The 19671-nt window shown below is 47.5% G+C and carries 18 protein-coding genes; 9 read left to right on the top strand and 9 right to left on the bottom strand.

Translation table 11 applies throughout. From position 1 onward, the window contains the following. Positions 1-25: 25 nt before the first annotated feature. Positions 26-2671, top strand: a complete 2646-nt coding sequence (locus FPG75_RS13245; RefSeq protein WP_143307336.1) for a valine--tRNA ligase — start codon at positions 26-28, stop codon at positions 2669-2671. Between the two features lie 59 nt (positions 2672-2730). After that, positions 2731-3216: a hypothetical protein gene (locus FPG75_RS13240; RefSeq protein WP_143307335.1), complete on the top strand. Its 486-nt coding sequence runs from the start codon at positions 2731-2733 to the stop codon at positions 3214-3216. 10 nt (positions 3217-3226) lie between these two features. Here the strand turns inward: FPG75_RS13240 and FPG75_RS13235 are convergent, their stop codons facing one another. After that, positions 3227-4372 carry an acyltransferase family protein gene (locus FPG75_RS13235; RefSeq protein WP_143307334.1) on the bottom strand — a complete coding sequence of 382 codons (1146 nt, stop codon included), beginning with the start codon at positions 4370-4372 and terminating at the stop codon, positions 3227-3229. Positions 4373-4388: 16 nt separating this feature from the next. Next, entirely contained in the window at positions 4389-7190 is a 2802-nt protein-coding gene (locus tag FPG75_RS13230) for a TolB-like translocation protein (protein WP_143307333.1), read from the bottom strand. Positions 7191-7298: 108 nt separating this feature from the next. Here FPG75_RS13230 and FPG75_RS13225 point away from each other — a divergent pair, with 108 nt between their 5' ends. Together FPG75_RS13225 and FPG75_RS13220 are read left to right on the top strand one after the other, a co-directional pair. Next, positions 7299-7526, top strand: a complete 228-nt coding sequence (locus tag FPG75_RS13225; protein WP_143307332.1) for a UPF0175 family protein — start codon at positions 7299-7301, stop codon at positions 7524-7526. A 47-nt stretch (positions 7527-7573) separates the two neighbouring features. Next, entirely contained in the window at positions 7574-7825 is a 252-nt protein-coding gene (locus tag FPG75_RS13220) for a DUF3368 domain-containing protein (RefSeq protein WP_201747953.1), read from the top strand. A 67-nt stretch (positions 7826-7892) separates the two neighbouring features. Here FPG75_RS13220 and FPG75_RS13215 read toward each other — a convergent pair whose 3' ends face one another. The 7 genes from FPG75_RS13215 to FPG75_RS13185 all read right to left on the bottom strand — a co-directional run bounded on the left by FPG75_RS13215 (position 7893) and on the right by FPG75_RS13185 (position 16543). Beyond that, positions 7893-9320, bottom strand: coding sequence for an L-serine ammonia-lyase (locus FPG75_RS13215; RefSeq protein WP_143307331.1), 1428 nt, complete (start codon positions 9318-9320; stop codon positions 7893-7895). 85 nt (positions 9321-9405) lie between these two features. Then, positions 9406-11766 carry an ABC transporter permease gene (locus tag FPG75_RS13210; protein WP_143307330.1) on the bottom strand — a complete coding sequence of 787 codons (2361 nt, stop codon included), beginning with the start codon at positions 11764-11766 and terminating at the stop codon, positions 9406-9408. A 180-nt stretch (positions 11767-11946) separates the two neighbouring features. Beyond that, positions 11947-13209 carry a hypothetical protein gene (locus FPG75_RS13205; protein ID WP_143307329.1) on the bottom strand — a complete coding sequence of 421 codons (1263 nt, stop codon included), beginning with the start codon at positions 13207-13209 and terminating at the stop codon, positions 11947-11949. A gap of 123 nt (positions 13210-13332) precedes the next feature. Beyond that, positions 13333-13884, bottom strand: a complete 552-nt coding sequence (locus FPG75_RS13200) for an FKBP-type peptidyl-prolyl cis-trans isomerase (RefSeq protein WP_161596793.1) — start codon at positions 13882-13884, stop codon at positions 13333-13335. Positions 13885-13940: 56 nt separating this feature from the next. Beyond that, the gene (locus FPG75_RS13195) at positions 13941-14411 is read right to left on the bottom strand and encodes an FKBP-type peptidyl-prolyl cis-trans isomerase (protein ID WP_161596792.1); all 471 of its coding nucleotides are present in this window, start codon (positions 14409-14411) and stop codon (positions 13941-13943) included. A gap of 157 nt (positions 14412-14568) precedes the next feature. Beyond that, positions 14569-16203: a chaperonin GroEL gene (groL, locus tag FPG75_RS13190; RefSeq protein WP_143307326.1), complete on the bottom strand. Its 1635-nt coding sequence runs from the start codon at positions 16201-16203 to the stop codon at positions 14569-14571. Between the two features lie 58 nt (positions 16204-16261). After that, positions 16262-16543, bottom strand: a complete 282-nt coding sequence (locus FPG75_RS13185; protein ID WP_143307325.1) for a co-chaperone GroES — start codon at positions 16541-16543, stop codon at positions 16262-16264. A 253-nt stretch (positions 16544-16796) separates the two neighbouring features. Here FPG75_RS13185 and nusB point away from each other — a divergent pair, with 253 nt between their 5' ends. The 5 genes from nusB to FPG75_RS13160 all read left to right on the top strand — a co-directional run bounded on the left by nusB (position 16797) and on the right by FPG75_RS13160 (position 19644). Beyond that, positions 16797-17726 carry a transcription antitermination factor NusB gene (gene nusB, locus FPG75_RS13180; protein WP_143307324.1) on the top strand — a complete coding sequence of 310 codons (930 nt, stop codon included), beginning with the start codon at positions 16797-16799 and terminating at the stop codon, positions 17724-17726. A gap of 41 nt (positions 17727-17767) precedes the next feature. Further along, entirely contained in the window at positions 17768-18217 is a 450-nt protein-coding gene (locus FPG75_RS13175) for a DUF1573 domain-containing protein (RefSeq protein ID WP_143307323.1), read from the top strand. 51 nt (positions 18218-18268) lie between these two features. Continuing rightward, positions 18269-18592 carry a preprotein translocase subunit YajC gene (gene yajC, locus FPG75_RS13170; protein ID WP_236652783.1) on the top strand — a complete coding sequence of 108 codons (324 nt, stop codon included), beginning with the start codon at positions 18269-18271 and terminating at the stop codon, positions 18590-18592. 62 nt (positions 18593-18654) lie between these two features. Next, a complete protein-coding gene (coaE, locus tag FPG75_RS13165) occupies positions 18655-19248 on the top strand; it encodes a dephospho-CoA kinase (RefSeq protein WP_143307321.1) in 594 nt (197 codons plus the stop codon). A 111-nt stretch (positions 19249-19359) separates the two neighbouring features. Beyond that, entirely contained in the window at positions 19360-19644 is a 285-nt protein-coding gene (locus tag FPG75_RS13160) for a HesB/IscA family protein (RefSeq protein WP_143307320.1), read from the top strand. Positions 19645-19671 lie beyond the last annotated feature (27 nt).

Here is a 19671-nt window from a genome sequence, read left to right as displayed (position 1 = left end):
TTTGCAGACTTATATTATGAACAGCATGGAACTTTCTAAAAACTACCTGCCTGCAACGGTTGAAGAAAAATGGTATCAACACTGGATGGAAAAAGGCTATTTCCGGTCTACCCCGGATCAACGCCAACCCTTTACTGTCGTCATCCCCCCGCCGAACGTTACCGGGGTATTGCATCTGGGCCATACTCTCAATGAAACCGTACAGGATATCCTCGTGCGCCGCGCCCGTATGAGCGGGTTCAACGCCTGCTGGGTACCGGGTTCTGACCACGCTTCCATCGCTACGGAAGCGAAAGTGGTAGACATGCTCAAACGTGAAAAAGGCATCGAAAAATCTCAGCTCACCCGCGAAGAGTTCCTCAAATATGCGTTTGAATGGAAAGATAAATATGGCGGTATCATCTACCACCAGATCAAAAAGCTCGGCTGCTCCTGCGATTGGGACCGAGTTACCTTTACTATGGACGACCACTACTACGCCGCCGTTATCAAGGTGTTCGTAGACCTCTATAATAAAGGACTGATCTATCGCGGCGCACGCATGATCAACTGGGACCCGAAAGCCAAAACAGCGCTCAGTGATGAAGAAGTGGAATACAAAGACCTTCAGGGTAAACTCTATCATGTGAAATATGCTATCACTGACGGAGAAGGTAAAGCCACCGGTGAATATATCACCATCGCTACACAGCGTCCGGAAACCATCATGGGCGATACCGCCATCTGCGTGAACCCCGATGATGAACGCTATACACACCTGAAAGGACACTACGCCACTGTGCCATTGGTGAACCGTCGTGTACCCATCATCTTCGATACTTATGTAGATAAAGAATTTGGTACCGGCGCCCTGAAAGTGACGCCAGCACACGATATCAACGACTATAACCTCGGCCTCAAACACAACCTGGAAGTAGTGGACACGCTCAACGACGACGGTACCCTCAGCGCTGCTGCAGTAGTATTCGTTGGCGAGGATCGCTTCGTAGCCCGCAAAAAAGTAGTGGCCGCGCTCCAGGAACAAGGCCTGCTTATCAAAGAACAGGAATACACTACCCGCCTGGGTTACAGTCAACGTAACCCCGACACCGTAGTGGAACCCCGCATCTCCACCCAGTGGTTCGTGAAAATGGCCGAACTGGCCAAACCCGCACTGGACGCTGTTGTGAACGGTGATGTGAACATCCATCCCGGCGACCGCTTCCTCGCGACCTACAAATACTGGATGGAAAATGTGAAAGACTGGTGTATCTCCCGTCAGCTCTGGTGGGGACAGCAAATCCCTGCCTGGTATGCGCCGGACGGCACTTTCGAAGTAGCTGCCACCGCGGAAGCAGCTGTACAACAGTTTGCGAAGAGGCAGATCACGATCACTGCTGCGGAACTGCGGCAGGATGAGGATTGCCTTGATACCTGGTTCTCTTCCTGGCTCTGGCCCATGGAGGTTTTCAACGGTATCTCCCAACCGGATAATGCAGATATCAATTACTACTACCCTACTTCGGTGCTCGTAACCGGACAGGATATCATTTTCTTTTGGGTAGCGCGTATGATCATGGCCGGCCTGGAATACAAGCAGGTGAAGCCTTTCAGCGATGTATACTTTACCGGTATGGTGCGCGACAAGCAAGGCCGCAAGATGAGTAAATCACTCGGCAACTCACCCGATCTGCTGGAACTCATCCACAGCTATGGCGCTGATGCCGTACGTTTTGGTATCATGATCTCTTCTCCCGCCGGTAATGATCTCCTTTATGATGATGCCAGCTGTGAGCAAGGCCGTAACTTTTGCAATAAGATCTGGAATGCGCTCAAACTCGTGAAGATGTGGGAGCCGCGCCAGGAAGACGATAGCCAGCACAATGTAGCCGATACACACTTTGCCATTAAATGGTTCGACAACAGGCTGCGCCAGGTACAACAGGAAGTGGCTGACCTGCACAGGGACTTCCGCCTCAGCGAAGGCCTCAAAGCCATCTACAGCCTCATCTGGGACGATTTCTGCAGCTGGTACCTCGAGTGGGTAAAACCTGGATTTGAACAACCGATCCCGGTATCTGTGTACAAGAAAACGGTACATTTCTTTGAACAGCTGATGCAATTGCTGCATCCGTATATGCCTTTCATCACGGAAGAAATTTACCAGCTGGTGAAATACCAGGACGGTTCACTGATGATGAAACAGTTCAGCACACCGGAAGCCCCTTCGCACGCTACCCTCACAGAAGGCGCGCTGGCCAAGGAAGTGATCACCAGCATCCGCGACGCACGTCAGAAGAATCAGATCAAACCGAAAGATCCAATCGTACTGCATATAGAAACCAAACATGAGAATGCCTTCAAACAGATTGAAAGCATCCTCGCCAAACAGGTGAACGCCAAAGCCGTGAACTATGTACAGGAAGCGGTTCCTGGCTGCATCACACTGGTGGTACAGAAAGATAAATTCTATCTTGGTACTGAAACAGAACTGGATACCGCCGCGCAGAAGGACAGTCTGCTCAAGGACCTGGAATATCAAAAAGGGTTCCTGATCTCTGTAGAAAAGAAACTCTCCAACGAGCGCTTTGTACAGAACGCGAAACCTGAAGTAGTAGAGGCAGAGCGCAGAAAGAAAGAAGACGCCGAAGCGAAGATCAGAGTGATAGAGGAAAGTTTAAAATCCTTATAATTTTTACAATCGCCCGGCCGTTAATAAGACCGGGCGATTTCTTTTATCCCCTCACTGTCATGCAAAAACACCTGTTCTCTTTTATTATTATCCTTGGAACTGCTTTCACTCCTGCCCTCGCACAAACTGCGAAAAAGAAACCTGTGCCCGCCAAACCTGCGGCTGTCAGCAACAAGAAACCAAAGAGGCTCGTGAGCACCTGGGGCATCTTTCTCAGTGATACCTTACCCAAAAATGAAATTGTGAAATTGCTGGATTCCGCTATCACCGTGCGGGATGAGAAGAACAACCGCTACCCTATTGTATCGTTTGCGTTTACTTATGAACACCATGAACCTTACCTGAACGATACTACCGGCCAGCCTGCTGTTTACAAAGACTTCACCGGCGACAACTTCAAATCGGCCGCCCTGCCTGTGTTATGGAGCAGCAGACTGAAAGAAAGCCTCGCACAAGGAGATGTACTTTACTTCGATGAGATCATCATCAAATACACGGAGGATAAATTATACAAGGCGCCATCATTGAAGATCACCGTACGGTAAAAGCGCTCAATCAATCCCTGGACGGGACAAACGTAAAGCGTTTCTTCAAGCGTAAAAATGGCTTTTCAAAATAATTGTAGGATAAGAATGCTATGGATGCGGTTAGAAGAAATGCTATCAATTGACCTATTTCATTTTTCCATTCCTGCAAACCTATTTGATGGCTGAATGTCGATAATTCGGTCTTGAAAATATTGTATACGATCCAGTAGATCGTTATATGGACCACGTACATCCCGTACGATATGCGCCCAAGATAGGCTAATCCGGATGGCATGCGCTTGGGAGATGATCCAAAGAAAGAAAAGAAGAAAGACATCACACCCAGCAGTATCAAAAACCAACCGCTCATGGATTGCGCCACCGTGGCGAGATGCGGAGAATCTGCATTGACCTCGCAAACCATAGATGCCGTTAGCCAGCAAGCATAGCCCAAGACAAACAATAAAATGCGGGTTGCAAAATTCCATGCGGGCTGTCTTCCTTTTAAATAAACAGCTGTCAAAATCCCGGCTGCAAAAAACTGGAATTGCACAAAGCTGTTGGTCCATTGGCCGCTAAATCCTTCCGTGGGTCTTTGGGCGTAATAGATGATGGTTATATAGGAAACCACCATTGCAAGAAATGAAGCTATCTTCAACCCTCTTTTTCCTGTAAAATAGATGATCAATGGTAGTAAGATGTAGAGTTGTTCTTCTACCGATACGCTCCATAATGGGTTGATGCAATAAGACTGCCATTGGTTAAATGTTATGTACCAGTTACCGGAAAATAAAGTAAAGGCCAGCTGCGCTTTTGGCGGTATCTTCCCTCCAAAATGAGGCGTGACGGATGTCAGCAAAACTATCAGATAAAAGAAAGTAAGGTATAATGGCCAGATACGCAGTATTCTTCTGATATAAAAAGATTTAACGCTGATCTTACCAAATTGGTCCTGTTCTCTTATCAGTAATTCTGTAATCAGAAAAGCACTTAAAAAGAAAAATAGCGGTACGCCATAGTTACCCACCAAACTTATGTGGTAACCCCAAAAATATTTACTACTATCAACGGGCGCTAAATCCAGGCGGTGCACAAAAAACACAAAAAGAAATGCACACAGGCGCAGTACATCTAATTCCGGGCGGTAATAACGTTGGACAGTCGGTGTTTCCATTTACGTAAGGTCTTTCTTAATAATTAAATAGTTGCTGGAAGGGTACAATAAACTCGATCCTGTTCGTGGCATTATCCGACGGATCTCTATCTAGCAGGTGGCTGAAACGCAGGCCGAACGTGAAAGGCAGCGTGTTGCCGATCTTAGTATCGAAGAACAGTTCTCCGCCGGTGGAAGTATAGCGGTTATTCTGTTGTGCCTTGTAATCGTGCGCTACACTGTAATCATAGAACAGGTTAGCCCTGATGCGGCTGAAATACAGCAGGTGCGCAAAGCCCCAATCGGGGTAAGCTACCGGCAAATGATAGTTGGCGCCCAGCTTGTATACATGATCATAGAACGGTGTGTTATACCCTCTTGCATATACAAAATTATCGGTGAAGCCGTAATTCTGCACGGTATCTTTCTGCTGGTAAGCCGCTTGTAATACGATGTTATGATTACGGAAGAAGCCCGGCAGATATAGATCGAAGCGGCCGTAAAACTGCGCTGCATAAGGTGTTCCGAGCGAGTGATTATACTGCAAGGCCAGGTATTGCCCGAAATGGCTGTAAATATTTTGTTTCCCCTTGATCCGCATATTGTTGAAGATAAGGGTATTGCTGAGGTATTGCAGGTTATCCACCCGGAACTTGAAATTGCCGTTGGGATAGCGTTTCAGGATATTGTAATTGGAACCTACCGATAACGTGCGTGTGTACAGGCCGGATGAAAAATTCAGCGGAACGCTGAGGCCCGCATGCCAGCTCAGTTCATTCCAGTAGAGGCGCTGGTAGCTGCTTAACAGCGCGCTTCTGTTCAGCGTATAGTCTACACCGGTGTTGAGGTAAGGGAACCATGCGCCATAAAGGAAGCTGGCACTGAGATCGGAACTGCCTTCATTGCGATTGTACGTATAGCCGATACTGGTAGACGATGTGTTGAGAATATTTTCACCGATGAGAGAGATACCATAGTCCGGATCAAGGAAGGACGGCACCCAGCTGTGGAAGTTGAACAGCCTTGTGCCTTTTGGATATTTTCTCACACGGAAAGAATCCTGTGGTACCTTTTCGAGTACATTGCCTCCTTCTGCAAAATGTGGCGACAGCCAATTGCTGTGCTGCTGTTGGGTAATATCCACCTGCTTCCAGGCGGCGGGCCTTAGGGCGCTCTGGTAAAGCTTATATCCTTTGGCGGTGAACTCGCTGAATACGAGGCTGTCGCCACTAATGGCAGCGTGCACGGCGCTATTACCTCTGTCAGTTACCTGGAACGTTTTCTGATCGGCTAACGTAAGCGCATATACGTCGTTCACATCTTTATTGCTGGCGATAAAATATACGGTATCTGCCTGCACTACCGGCGTGCCGATCACATTGAAACTAAATGGTGTGAGTATTTCCGTTTTGCCGGTAGCCAGCGACTGCCGGATGATAGCCATCTCCCCTTTCTCGCTCCGTACAGCGCTGATCAATGCTTTATCATCGCTGGTGAAGCGGGGGAAAGTGTAATACCAGTTGTCGGGGTTAGGCAGCACTTTTTCTATGCGGCCTGTTTGCACGTTGATGAGGTGCACGCTGTAATGCTGATCCGGCGTGATTGCTGCCGCGATTACATATCGGCCGTCTGCGCTGATATCGGGAGAAAAATATTTACCTCTGGGAGAAACCGTGCGGGCATGGCTATTACTTTCATCATACACCCGGATCACGGAGAAGTTTTTCCAGCCCCAGCGCGCATCGAACCTGGCGGCGGCCCATACCACACGTTTATTACGGTAGCTGAAGAAATCATCATAAACAATACCGGGCCTCAGCAGCAAATGCTCTCTGCCGGCGGCATCCAGCCGGTAGATACCAGGTACTTTATTCCAGGCATCTTTCAAAACGATCCACTCATCCTTACCTGCGCTGAAAACATATTTATAGTTGGCGACTGTTTTGGCAACATCCAGCAAAGGCTTTGCTGGCGTGGTATCCGGACGATTTGCATAGCTCAGCCAAAGTGGCTGGTATTCTTTCATCATCGCATGATAGAAGCCGGTAACATTCATCTGCGTATTTTTCTTCAGGCTGTGCGACAGCGGGTAGAAAAGGCCGCGGTAGCGCACCGCATCAGAAGTAATATCTTTCCAGAAGGTTTGGCCATAATGTTCACGGCCATAAGTGCTCATCAGGTATCCCAATGGATAATGATCCGGAACGAAATCTTTATAGGAGCCGTTGCGGATCTTCATGTAGCTATAGTCTTTGTGCGCCAGTGTCAATGCGCGGAAGCCATCGAAGAATGCAGGCAGGCGGCCGCGCCCTTGCTGGCTCAGCGCAGTTTCCATGGTAACGGCATCTCCTTCCCAGAACCAGTTAGGCACCGCGATGCTAGTAGCGGCGGCCTGTCCCAATTGCCCGAAAAGATAAGACACTACTTTAGAGGCGCCCTGCCTGAAATTCATATTCTGTAATACGTGGCGATATTCGTGCAGGGACAATTGTTCCACCCAGTTCAGTGAACCCAGGTCGTAAGAGGTAGGAGATGGAGCAAGATAAAATTCCGACCGGAAAGGTCCTAACTGCACGTAGCCGTTGGATTGCATGGTCTGGTCCTGCAATACAATATTCACTTTGCGTTGCATGTCGCCGATAGAACTGCGTGTATTCCTGTTGAGATAAGTAACGATATTGGCTACACGTTCCCCTTGTTTCGCCAATCCTTTTGGAAACAGCACCCGCACGGTATCGGTATTGATCTGCTGCCATTTCACGGAAGGCGGATTACCACCAAACTGTTGCGCTGACAAGGATAAAGATGAAAGTAACAATAAGGCGGTGATGAAACGCATAGGAGTTGAGAATAGTGATTAGACGAATATAGGGATAGTTTTGGGATTCTTTTAAGAACCCCGGCTTTTTTAATTAAATTTGGAAGAGACAAAAGCATCGCGTGTATTATGAGTACGATCACCTTACAAGTACCGGAAAAAGTGGAACTGGACCCGAAAGAGACCGCCCGTTTTCTGGCGGCGAAACTATATGAAGTAGGTCGTCTGTCGCTAGGTCAGGCGGCGGAATTGGCAGGCTTGTCCAAAACGGCCTTTGCCGAAATACTTGGCGACTATGATGTTTCATTAATCAACTACCCTCCTTCAGATATTCAAAGAGATGCCTCAAGAATATAACGTAGTTATTGCGGACACCAGCTGCTTCATTCTTTTGGACAAAATAGGTGCGCTGGATCTATTGCGCCAGTTGTTTAACTCCATTACTACCACTGACACTTATTCTTGATGATTTAAAAGCAAGAAAGGTTGCTAACAAACTTCACCTTAACTACACAGGGACATTAGGAATATTATTGAAAGCCAAACAGTCCGGCTTGCTGAAGGCGCTCAGACCTTTATTAGAACGTATCCAGGCAACAAACTTCAGGTTCTCAAAAAATGTTTTTGAAGAACTACTCAAAATAGCAGGAGAATAATGCTCCAAAAAAACAACGCCGCCCTTTATCAGGGCGGCGTCAATATCACGTTTTATATCTTCATCTTCTAACACTCACTGAGGCTGATCGGGATATTCACTGCCAGGCCGCCGTCGGAGGTTTCTTTATACTTGGAGTTCATATCGAGTGCAGTATCCCACATGGTTTTCACGACGGCATCGAGGGATACTTTAGCGAGTTCCGGGTTGCTTTGCAATGCGAGCTGCGATGCGGTGATGGCTTTGATAGCGCCCATGGTATTACGTTCGATGCAGGGTACCTGTACGAGGCCGCCTATCGGGTCGCAGGTGAGGCCAAGGTGGTGTTCCATGGCAATTTCTGCTGCCATCAGCACCTGGCGCTGGGAGCCGCCCAGGCATTCGGTCAGTGCTGCTGCTGCCATGGCTGACGATACGCCAATCTCGGCCTGGCATCCACCCATGGCTGCGGAGATGGTAGAGCGCTTCTTGAAGATGCTGCCTATCTCGGAGGCGGTGAGCAGGAACTGTAATATCTTATCATCATGAAGGCCATCGCAGAAGGCGATGAAATACTGCAATACGGCGGGTATCACGCCGGCGGCGCCATTGGTGGGCGCCGTTACCACTCTGCCGAAGGAGGCATTTTCTTCATTTACCGCCAGGGCGAAACAGCTTACCCAGTCGAGCGTATAGGTGAAATGCTGTCCACCTGCGCGGATAGCGTCGATCCAGGAGGCGTAGTCGGTATAGGTGCGGCCCTGTAATAATTTTTTGTTGAGCGCGGCGGCGCGGCGGGCTACTTTCAAGCCTCCGGGCAGTTCGCCGGTAGTATGACATCCGCGGTAAGTACATTCCTGCATCACGCGCCAGATATTGAGCACGCCCTTGCGGGTGGCTTCTTCTGAACGCCAAGCCTGTTCATTCTCCATTACCACTTCAGAAATGCTGTAGCCTGTTTTGATGCACCACTGCAGCAATTGGCGGGCGGTATCGATGGGAAACGGCAAATCTACCTGCGATGCGCTGCTGTTGCCTTCTCCTTCCTGTACAACAAAGCCGCCACCGATAGAATAGTAGGTAGCTGCGCGTTGTTCGCCATCTTTGAAAGTAACGAGGAAGGTAAGTGCATTGGGATGGAACGGCAGGGATTCTTCGAAGAGAAAAGAAATATCTTCCAGCGGGTCAAAGTCAATTTCATATTTACCGGCTACCAGCATCTTGCGCTGGCGGCGGATATCATCGATCTTGGAGTTGATCTTGTTCACGTCGAAGGTAACGGGATCATCGCCGCAAAGTCCCAGCTGTACAGCGATATCGGTGCCGTGTCCATGCCCTGTTTTGGCGAGGGAGCCATACAGCAATACCTGCAATTTGGTAACATCTGCCAGTCGGCCGGCATTGTCAATATCCTGCAAAAAGCGCAGGGCTGCGCGCCAGGGACCGAGCGTATGAGAGCTCGAGGGGCCTACGCCGATCTTAAAAATATCGAATACGGAAATACATTCGTGTGGCACTGCTTTTCTTGATTTATCTGTAAAATTAAGCGAAAGCAGCTGACATACCCAAAATGTGTTGTGAGCTTATGACATTGCGATGTCTTTATTCAGTTTTAAGGCTCTTCAGCGGATTGGCAATCGCTGCCTTCAGTGATTGATGTGCGATGGTGATCAAAGCGATGGCCAGCGAGGTGATGATCGCCAGCAGGAAGGTGCTGCCGCCGATATGCACCTGGTAAGCGAATCCCGACAACCACTGCTGCATTGCGAAATAAGCCAGCGGCGCCGCCAGCACAAAAGCCAGAGCGATCAACACCACAAACTCACGGGCAAAGAGCACAATGATATCCGATGTAGAAGCGCCCAATACTTTGCGAATACCTACTTCCCGGGTACGCTGCACCGCCGCAAACGCCACCAGGCCGTATAAGCCAAGACAGCCGATGAGTATAGCCAGTGATGAAAACAGCCGGAAGGCCGTATAGGTCTTCTCTTCCTGTTGATACATGGCGGCAATGTGATCATCTACAAATTCATATCCGAATATCTCATCCGGGAAAAGCCTGGTCCACAAATGATTCAGCTGGTCGATGACCTTATGCAACTGACCTGGTTGAATTTTTATGTTTGCCGTAGAAAGTCTTGATGGCTCGTACAAGATCACACAGGGACGACGTTTCTTATGCCTCGACTCACTCTGGAAATCCGCCACCACACCGGCGATAATCACCGGTTTCCTCACGTTGATCCTTTTACCGATAGCCGCTGCCGGTGAGGTGATACCCAGTTTATGGATCATGCTCTCGTTCACTACAGCATTAGCAACGGTATCACCCGGCGCTATCCTGGCGATCTTCTCTCCTGCCAACATCTTCAGCTCAAAAAGATCAGTATATTTCTCATCTATAAATTTAAGTTCTGTCACATTATTATCCGTCAAACCCATATCCGGTGCGGTAAAGCCGGCCCACCCCGCGGAATTGGCAGGGGAGCCGCTGGAAAACGCATAGCCGGCCACGCCAGGATTCGCTGCCAACACCGATTCAATGGTAGCCGATTTATGCCAGTCGGGGATATCGATAGATATCATCGCCTCCTTGTTGAAACCGAGGTCCTGGTTTTTGAGATAATCCATCTGATGTGCCACGATCAAGGTGCCGATGATCAGGGCTTGCGAAACGCCAAACTGTACGAGCACCAATGCCTTTCTCAACGTCACTCCTTTGAAAGTACTGCTGGTAGCGCCTTTCAACGATGTCACCGGATCAAAGGCGGATTGTACAAAAGCGGGATACAAGCCTGCCCCCAGTATGACCACTACGATCAATGCCAGCATCAGTAACAGCACATCAGGTTGCAACAGTTGCGTACGAGATATTTTCAGGTTCATCCATTGCATCACATCCGGCAGGAATATCCATGCCAGCAGGCATCCGGATAGCAACGCAAACACTACCAGCATGGTGGTTTCGCTGAGGAACTGACGGATCAATTGTATACGGCCGGCGCCCAAGGCTTTGCGCACGCCCACTTCCCTTGCCCGGTTCAAGGCCTGTGCCGTGGCCAGATTGATAAAGTTGATACAAGCGATCAGGATGATGAATACCGCGATGGCGGCCAATCCCCAGTAGATATCCCTTGAGGTGGTTGGGCTGGCGGGAGCATCGATATAGCGTTGGTCAAAGTGAATATCCGTCAAGGGTTGCAGGGGCAGCTTTACTTTCTTCGCAGCATCTTCACCCCAGTTCTTGCGCAAGAAACCTGTCATACGCTGCTGCAATTTCGCCACATCGTAATGTGGTGGCAGCAGTATGTAAGTAGTTCCGCCGGCGATGGCGTACAACTCTTTCATGATCCCTTCAATATCTTTTCTGATGGTTGAGAAGGAGATGAGATAATTGAATGGAAGATGGGTATTACCGGGGATATCTTTCAGCAATCCTGTTACTTTCACGTCGTGCTCATTATCGAAGCGGATGATCTGTCCCATGGGGTCTTTGCTGCCGAAATATTTTTTTGCCAGAGATTGCGTAAGTACGATGGAATTCGGTTCTTTCAATGCTGTATGCGGATCGCCCTGCGCCCATTCGTAGTCGAACATTCTGGTGAAGTATTCATCTGCGAAAGCAAAATTTTTCTCCATGTATTTTGTGTTGCCTGCTTTCAGCAGCGCACCTTCCCGGAACCATACAGATGTTACGTTTTCCAGTTCCGGAAAATCGTTGCGCAGCGCCGGCGCTATGGCAAAGGAGACACTCGGGTTGAGATCAAGCTCATTGAAGGTAACGCGGTAGATGCGATCTGCCTTGTGATGGAAACGGTCGTAACCGAATTCATATTTTACAACGAGGAAGATCAACAGGCAAGCAGCAACACTCAGGGCAAGGCCCGATACATTCAGGAAGACGTAACTCAGGTTTCGCCTGATCCGTCGATAAGCGATGAGTAGATAATTACTGGACATGGCAGCAAGGGCGCCAAAAAGGTGCCAAAGGGGGAACCCGCTTCCATGCAGGAGATCGATAGTGATGAGTGTCCGGTTTTGATACAGTGCTGTGCGATATTGAACTAGAAAAGGCCGCATCACCAAATAGATGCGGCCCCTTGCCTTATCCGGTATCTGCCCTTACGGGGGCAATCTATGCTAAATCCATTGGAAGGTGAATTGTCCGGCCACTCCTTCAATCTGGACTTTGAACACAAAAGGCCGCGCCGGAACTTGTGCTTCCAGAATAGAAAGTTGTTGCCAGTAGTAATTATTCCCCATTGTTTGCATGTCCAGGCCATATGGAGTGATATCATTAAAAAGATAAGGAGCACATTCAGGACTAGCTCCATATCTCATAATCAATGCTGGCAATGATCCGCCCAGGGTAACTATATCACCAGGGGTTGGATATTTGGCCAGCTTTTCAGATATCGCAAGGATAAACGTACCGTTCCAGGTTGTATAATACTTGTCATACATCGTATCCGTAAAGGAAAAATCATAGAATGAATATCCTCTTCTATAATTAGCTACTGGCACTCCCGGGCTTGGGTATGTAACAATAACCGACCCCGCAGCTGTAGGCGCAACAACTTTAACTTCTCGTTTAACGCCCAGAAAACCCTTCTCCTCAGCGCGGTAACCAATGCTGGCCAAACCATACAACACCCCATTTCTACGTATGCTGGCTATATTCAGCCAGGCGTACAAAGTATATTTCCCACTGGTAATAGATAATTGGTTTCCATAGGTGCTGTTACTTTTGGTTTCATTATTACCCGGATTACCACAATCAAGGGTATATTCTTTCGGAAAATTAGGGAATGTCAGTTTGGCGCTGGTTCCCTGATTGTTCATCATCACTTTATACATTCTGTTCTCAGTATTGCCTTCCATCATGGCAGCTTGCTGAAGTACTGAGCGGTCGCCGGATTTAAGTACGACCGTTTTGTTGCGGGAATATTGATGAATCTCGTTTCCGATCTTGACAATTCCATTTGTATTCACCAATGAAGCAATAACCGGATCATTACAATTCAATTTGAAAGATGTGCTATCATTCCAGTGCAATACGGTAGCATAATCAGCCTTAAGTTTGCAAAACCCGGTACTATCCTGCCTTTTCTCCATTTCATCCAGCCGGTGATTGAAAGCCTGATAAGCAGTAAACATTGATTTAAATCCGGGTTTAAATGGATCTATGTCTGTAGCCCCTTCGCTAAACTTTCGATGTTGCTGGATCAAAGCCTGTTGAAAGGCATTTAAATCAGAAAAAGAAAGATAAACTCCAAGAGAATCTATAGAAGCGAAGTCAACTTTTCTATCATCTTCCACAGACGTAAGTTGGTGTTCCTTGGTACAGCAGGTAAACAAAAGGCTACTGCCTAAAAGCCAATACAGAAAATAGTTGCTTTTCATAGTAAAATATTTATTAGTCAGGAATTGGGTTAAGCAATCGGGTTACAGTACAAATCAAGTTCGGGGTTACGGGGCATTAAATCCAACGCCGGCATATGATTGCCGGCGTTGGTGCAAAGTTATTTACTGATTAATATCTTTAAAATCAAATAATTTCACGTCAAAGACCAATACTGAATTTGAGCGGATGCTATCTGAAACTCCATTGTATGTGAATGAAAAGGCTCTTTCACCATATGCAAATTTGGAAGGGAGAAATATTTGTATTTGCCCACCTTTGTGAATCTTGGTTAATCCAAGGTACCAACCCGGAATAAGATCTCTCATCTGAGCCTGAAATCCGAAGTTGGTGGAATCGCTGGCGTCGAACACTGTACCATTCAGCAGGTAACCTTTATATCCAACAGTTGGGAAGCTCGTTACTTTAATCACATCAGTTCCTGTTCCAGGATTGATCACCCTATAAAAAATGCCCGAAGGGTCTTGCTGTGCAGTGATATTTTTCTCCTTAAGATATGCGTCTATTTTAAGCGAGTCAATTTTAAATTGGGCATATAAACTCCCCGCGGGTCTGGAGGTGTCAAATGGTCGGGATACAGGGGCGTCGTTATTATTTTTGGAGCAGGCCACAAGTAAGACCATCAATAATCCTCCCAGGAACAAAAGTTTCTTCATTCGATGTGCAGTTAATGTTAAAGTGATGAAAAATATAAATTGAAAAATAAGCATTTCTATCTGAAATCAATCAATTCCACTTCTGATATCACAACGGCTTCGGGTGGTATGAGGCCTGGAATACCAACGGTGCCGAAAGCCAGTGATGGCGGCATATACAGGATGATCTTGCCACCTTTGGATATTTTCTTGAGACCTATCTGCCAGCCAAGGATATGATCTTTCAGCCGCCGGCCATTGAAATCGGTCTCCCCAAAAGAGTTCACAACTACCTGGTCGTTCGTTAGCTGATAGGTGTAGCTCACGGTAGGAATGGAATTAAGGGAAAGGTAGTGGATGGAATCGCCTGGATATATGATCTTATAGAAGAGGCCGGAAGGGTCTTTGGAAACGGTAGTATCGTTGTGTACGCGTAAATAAGAAAGTATGGCGTTATCGGATCTTTCGCCGGCCTGCATAATATCGTTGAGGGAAGATTGCTCTTTCATACAGGCGCTTAGTCCTGTGATCAGAAAGAGGGTTATCATTTGTAAGAATGGTTTCATCCGCATCTGTTATTTAACTCGCTTGAATATTTTAACGGGAGTAGGCGCGGAATGTTACAGTGGCTGCCAATTTTGCACATAAAAAAACTCCTCCTGCTGACAGCGGGAGGAGTTTTTTTTATTTTGATGATGAGACAGATTAGTAATCCATACCCATACCGTGGCCGCCTGGCATAGCAGGAGCAGCGGATTTAGGTTCTGGTTTATCTGCGATCACGCATTCTGTAGTCAGCAGCATACCAGCGATGGATGCAGCGTTTTCCAGTGCGATGCGGGTCACTTTAGTCGGGTCGATAACACCGGCAGTGAACATTTTTTCGTATACTTCAGTGCGGGCATTGAAGCCGAAGTCGCCCTTGCCTTCTTTCACTTTTTGTACTACGATAGAACCTTCGATACCTGCGTTGGCAGTAATCTGGCGCAGCGGCTCTTCGATGGCGCGTTTAACGATCGCGATACCGGTTTGTTCGTCATCGTTATCGCCTTTCAGTTTTTCCAGGCTTTCGATGGCGCGGATGTAAGCAACACCGCCACCAGGTACGATACCTTCTTCAACGGCAGCGCGAGTAGCGTGCAGCGCATCGTCTACGCGGTCTTTCTTTTCTTTCATTTCTACTTCAGTAGCAGCACCTACGTACAGTACGGCAACACCACCACTCAGTTTGGCGAGACGTTCCTGTAATTTCTCGCGATCGTAGTCAGAAGTAGTTACTTCGATCTGAGCTTTGATCTGGCCGATGCGTGCCTGGATATCTTTTTTCTGGCCTTTACCACCTACAACAGTAGTGTTGTCTTTGTCGATGGTTACAGACTCTGCTCTACCGAGGTAAGTGAGGTCTGCATTTTCCAGTTTGTAACCTTGTTCTTCGCTGATTACGATACCACCGGTGAGGGTAGCGATGTCTTGCAGCATATCTTTTCTTCTGTCGCCGAAGCCAGGAGCTTTTACAGCAGCTACTTTCAGGGTACCGCGCAGTTTGTTTACCACGAGGGTAGCCAGTGCTTCGCCTTCCAGGTCTTCAGAGATGATCACCAGCGGAGCGCCTTGCTGGGCCACTTTTTCCAGGATGTGCAGGATATCCTTCATGGTGCTGATCTTTTTATCGTAGATCAGGATGTAAGGGTTCTGCAGTTCAGCCTGCATTTTTTCGCTGTTGGTGATGAAGTATGGAGAGAGGTAACCGCGGTCGAACTGCATACCTTCTACTACTTCTACAGTAGTGTCGGTACCTTTTGCTTCTTCTACGGTGATAACGCCGTCTTTGGTCACTTTTCTCATCGCTTCAGCGATCAGTTTACCAATTTCGGAGTCGTTATTTGCAGAGATGGAAGCTACCTGTTCGATCTTTTTGTTGTCGTTACCAACTTTTTCAGATTGTTTTTTCAGGTTTTCAACAACAGCTTTAACAGCTTTGTCGATACCGCGTTTCAGGTCCATAGGGTTAGCGCCGGCGGCTACGTTTTTGAGGCCTTCGCCGATAACTGCCTGAGCGAGTACGGTAGCGGTGGTAGTACCATCACCGGCCAGGTCGGCGGTTTTGGAAGCTACTTCTTTTACCATCTGGGCGCCCATGTTTTCGATGGCGTCTTCCAGTTCAATTTCTTTGGCAACGCTAACACCATCTTTGGTTACGCCCGGAGCGCCGAATTTCTTTTCGATCACTACGTTACGGCCTTTAGGACCAAGGGTTACTTTCACGGCATCTGCCAGGGTGTCAACGCCTTTCTTCATTCTGTTGCGGGCGTCTATGTTGAAGAATATTTGTTTTGCCATAATACTTTGAAATATTTTAGGATTTAGATAATTAACGGATATCGGAGGGACGCGTCAATTAAACGATCGCCAGGATATCGGATTCACGCATGATTAAGTAGTCATCACCTTCGATGCTGATTTCAGTACCGGAGTATTTACCATACAGAACAGTGTCGCCAACTTTCACGGTAACGGGTTCGTCTTTTTTACCAGGGCCGGCTGCAACAACGGTACCTTTCTGGGGCTTTTCTTTTGCAGTATCGGGGATGATGATACCACCAGCTGTTTTCTCTTCTGCGGCTGCAGGTTTCACAATTACCCTGTCAGCTAAAGGTTTAATACTTAATTTTTTAGCCATAGTAGTTTTTATTTAAAGAAGTAGTTGAATTTTTTTGCGTGTTTTGCGTCCACGAGAATTATGCCAAGGGCCGTTTCGGGTCAAATTTGCAGCTATCATGGAAGATGAAGGCCTTTCACACTGACAAATCATGACATGGGCCAGGAAAATTTGACATGACATCCCTGTATCCGGGCCATCTGCTATCAGAAAATCCATAAATATCGAAATTTTTCTCTAGTTTTGCGCCCTTATACCAGTTCTTTTTTATACGATGATCAGTAGAAGAAACATCCGGGTGAAAGTAATGCAAACGCTTTACGCCCTGGAAACGATGGAGCAAAGCAGTATTAAGCCGGGCACGGCCACCAGACTTTTGAATGAAAAGCTGGATCAGACCTGCCAGATCTTTACTTACTTACTTTATTCAGTAGTACAGGTGGCGCAATACGCAGAAATTGACGCGCAAACCCGTGCTTCCAAACATTTACCCTCTGCCGAGGACCTGCAGGTAAACACCAAGATTGCAGGCAACGAATTCATTTACCAGATTACAAACGACAAAGGCTTCCAGGTGAACCTGGAACAGTGGAAAATGAAGCACCTGGCCGATCAGGAGCTGACCCGCAAACTGTATAATTTACTCGTTGCCAGCGATGCCTATAAAACTTATATCGCCGACGAACAACGCAGCAAAGCCGGCGAAAAAGAAATACTCGAATACATCTATAAAGAAATACTGGCCAAAAATGAAGCATTCATCCAACACATGGAAGATAACTTCCTCCACTGGGGCGATGATGAAGAGATGATGGCCATCCTGATCAGCAACTACTTCAACAAACCGCACCTGTTCAATTTCCTTCAGCTCATCAGCAAAGAGAAACTGGACTATGCCCGTGAACTGCTGCTGACCGTCATCGACAAAAAAGAATATTGCCTGGAACTCATCAAACCAAAGCTCCAGAACTGGGACCCGGAACGTATCGCCGCCGTAGATATGCTGCTGATGGAAATGGGCGTATGCGAATTTCTCTACTTCCCTACCATCCCTACCAAAGTGACGATCAACGAATACATCGACCTGGCCAAAGCTTACAGCACACCGCAAAGCGGCCAGTTCATCAACGGCATACTGGACAATATCCTGAAAGACCTGGAAAAAGAACAACTGGTACAAAAACAGGATCGTCCTAAAAAATAAGCGGAAGCACTATTTTTACGGTAAAATCGATTAAAAGAGACATGAAAACACTCTTCACATTCCTTGCCTGTGGTAGCATCTTCCTCGCTGCCTGCAACAATCATTCAGCAAGCAAAGCGCCTGCCGACAGCAGCTCCATGCGCACCGTAGAAGCCAATACCAATCCCGGCAAAGGCCCGGTAATGACTTTCGAAGAAAAAGTACATGACTTCGGCGAAATCACCCAGGGAGAGAAAGTGGAATACTCTTTCAAATTTACCAATACCGGTTCCAAAGATCTCATAATCGAAGATGCCATCTCCAGCTGCGGCTGCACTGTACCTGAATGGCCCAAAGCGCCCATCAAACCAGGACAATCAGGCTTCCTGAAAGTAGTATTCGACAGCCACGGCAAACAAGGTTACACACAAAAAGATATCTCTGTAAAGATCAACGATGCCAGTGGTTACATCATCGGCCCAAAGATCCAATGCAATATCATAGTGAAATAATTTATTGATCAAACTATTAAATCAATTATAGACATGCTGAACGTTTTATTAATGGCACCTCAGGCTGGCGGCGGCGGCAGCGCACTGCCTCAAATGCTGATCTTCGGCGGTATGATCGCCGTCATGTGGCTCTTCATGATCCGCCCCCAGACCAAAAAGGCCAAACTGCAAAAACAATTTAGTGAGAACCTGAAAGAAGGTGATAAAATTGTCACCATCGCCGGTATCCACGGTAAAGTGAAAAGGATCAACGACGATAATACCCTGGTAATCGAAGTAAGCGCAGGCACCACCCTCACAATGGAACGCTCTGCCATCAGCATGGAATATACCCAGCAACAACAGAACAAAGCCGCTGCCGGTGCAGCTAAATAACTGAAAGGGCCGCTCACCGCGGCCCTTTTGTTTTCCTGACAAAATTGTAACTTGGTGCTGCTATGTTAAAGGTTGGAATCACAGGAGGCATCGGCTCCGGAAAAAGCACCGTCAGCAAAATATTTGAACTACTAGGCGTACCAGTCTACTACGCAGATGAAAGAGCTAAAGACATTCTCGTCAGAGACGCCGCGCTCGCCGCTCAGGTCAAAGCACATTTCGGAGAGGAAGTCTATTTCCCCGATGGTACCCTGAACCGTAAACATCTCGCCAATATTGTCTTCAACGACAAAGCCCAGCTGGACGTACTCAACTCCTTCGTACACCCGGCCACCATACGGGATTCCGACAATTGGGCGCAACAGCAAAATACGCCCTATGTACTCAAAGAGGCTGCCCTGCTATTTGAAACGGAATCTTTCCATCATCTCGATAAAATCATCGCTGTATTTGCACCACAGCCCCTTCGCGTGCATCGCGTCATGAAACGGGACAATGTAACCCGTAATGAAGTACTGGCGCGCATGTACAAGCAAATCGACGAAACCATCAAAATGCGTTTAGCCGATTACGTGATCAGAAACGATGAACAACATATGGTGATACCACAGGTGCTGGAATTGCATCAAACCTTATTGACCTTAGCAGGAGCGTAATTTTCGGATTTTTTGATTTACGGATGTGAGGATTTGATCAAATCCTCACATCCGTAAATCAAAAAATCCGAAAATTATTCCGCGAAGCTGATTTATAAAATTGATGAAGATATGAATGGGATACCTATAAGGCTGACAGATAACGCCGTAAACGTGCTGAAAAAGCTGCTGGAAGGCGGTACAGAGGCGCCCTACCTGCGTGTAGGGGTAAAGGGCGGCGGATGCTCAGGGATGGCCTATATGCTGGGCTTTGACGCCAAACAGGCGGATGATGAGCAATTCGAGATTGCCGGCATCCCCGTGATTATGAAGAAAGCACATGCCATGCACCTCATGGGCATCGAAATAGATTACCGCCAGGAGGCAGATACACAGGGCTTTGTATTCAACAGCTAAGCATACTTACTGAAAAAAGAAATCCCC

Source organism: Chitinophaga vietnamensis, assembly GCF_902167635.1.
Classification (GTDB): Bacteria; Bacteroidota; Bacteroidia; order Chitinophagales; family Chitinophagaceae; genus Chitinophaga; species Chitinophaga vietnamensis.
Note: the sequence above shows the minus strand (reverse complement) of the source record. Positions and strands in the feature narration are given on the sequence as shown.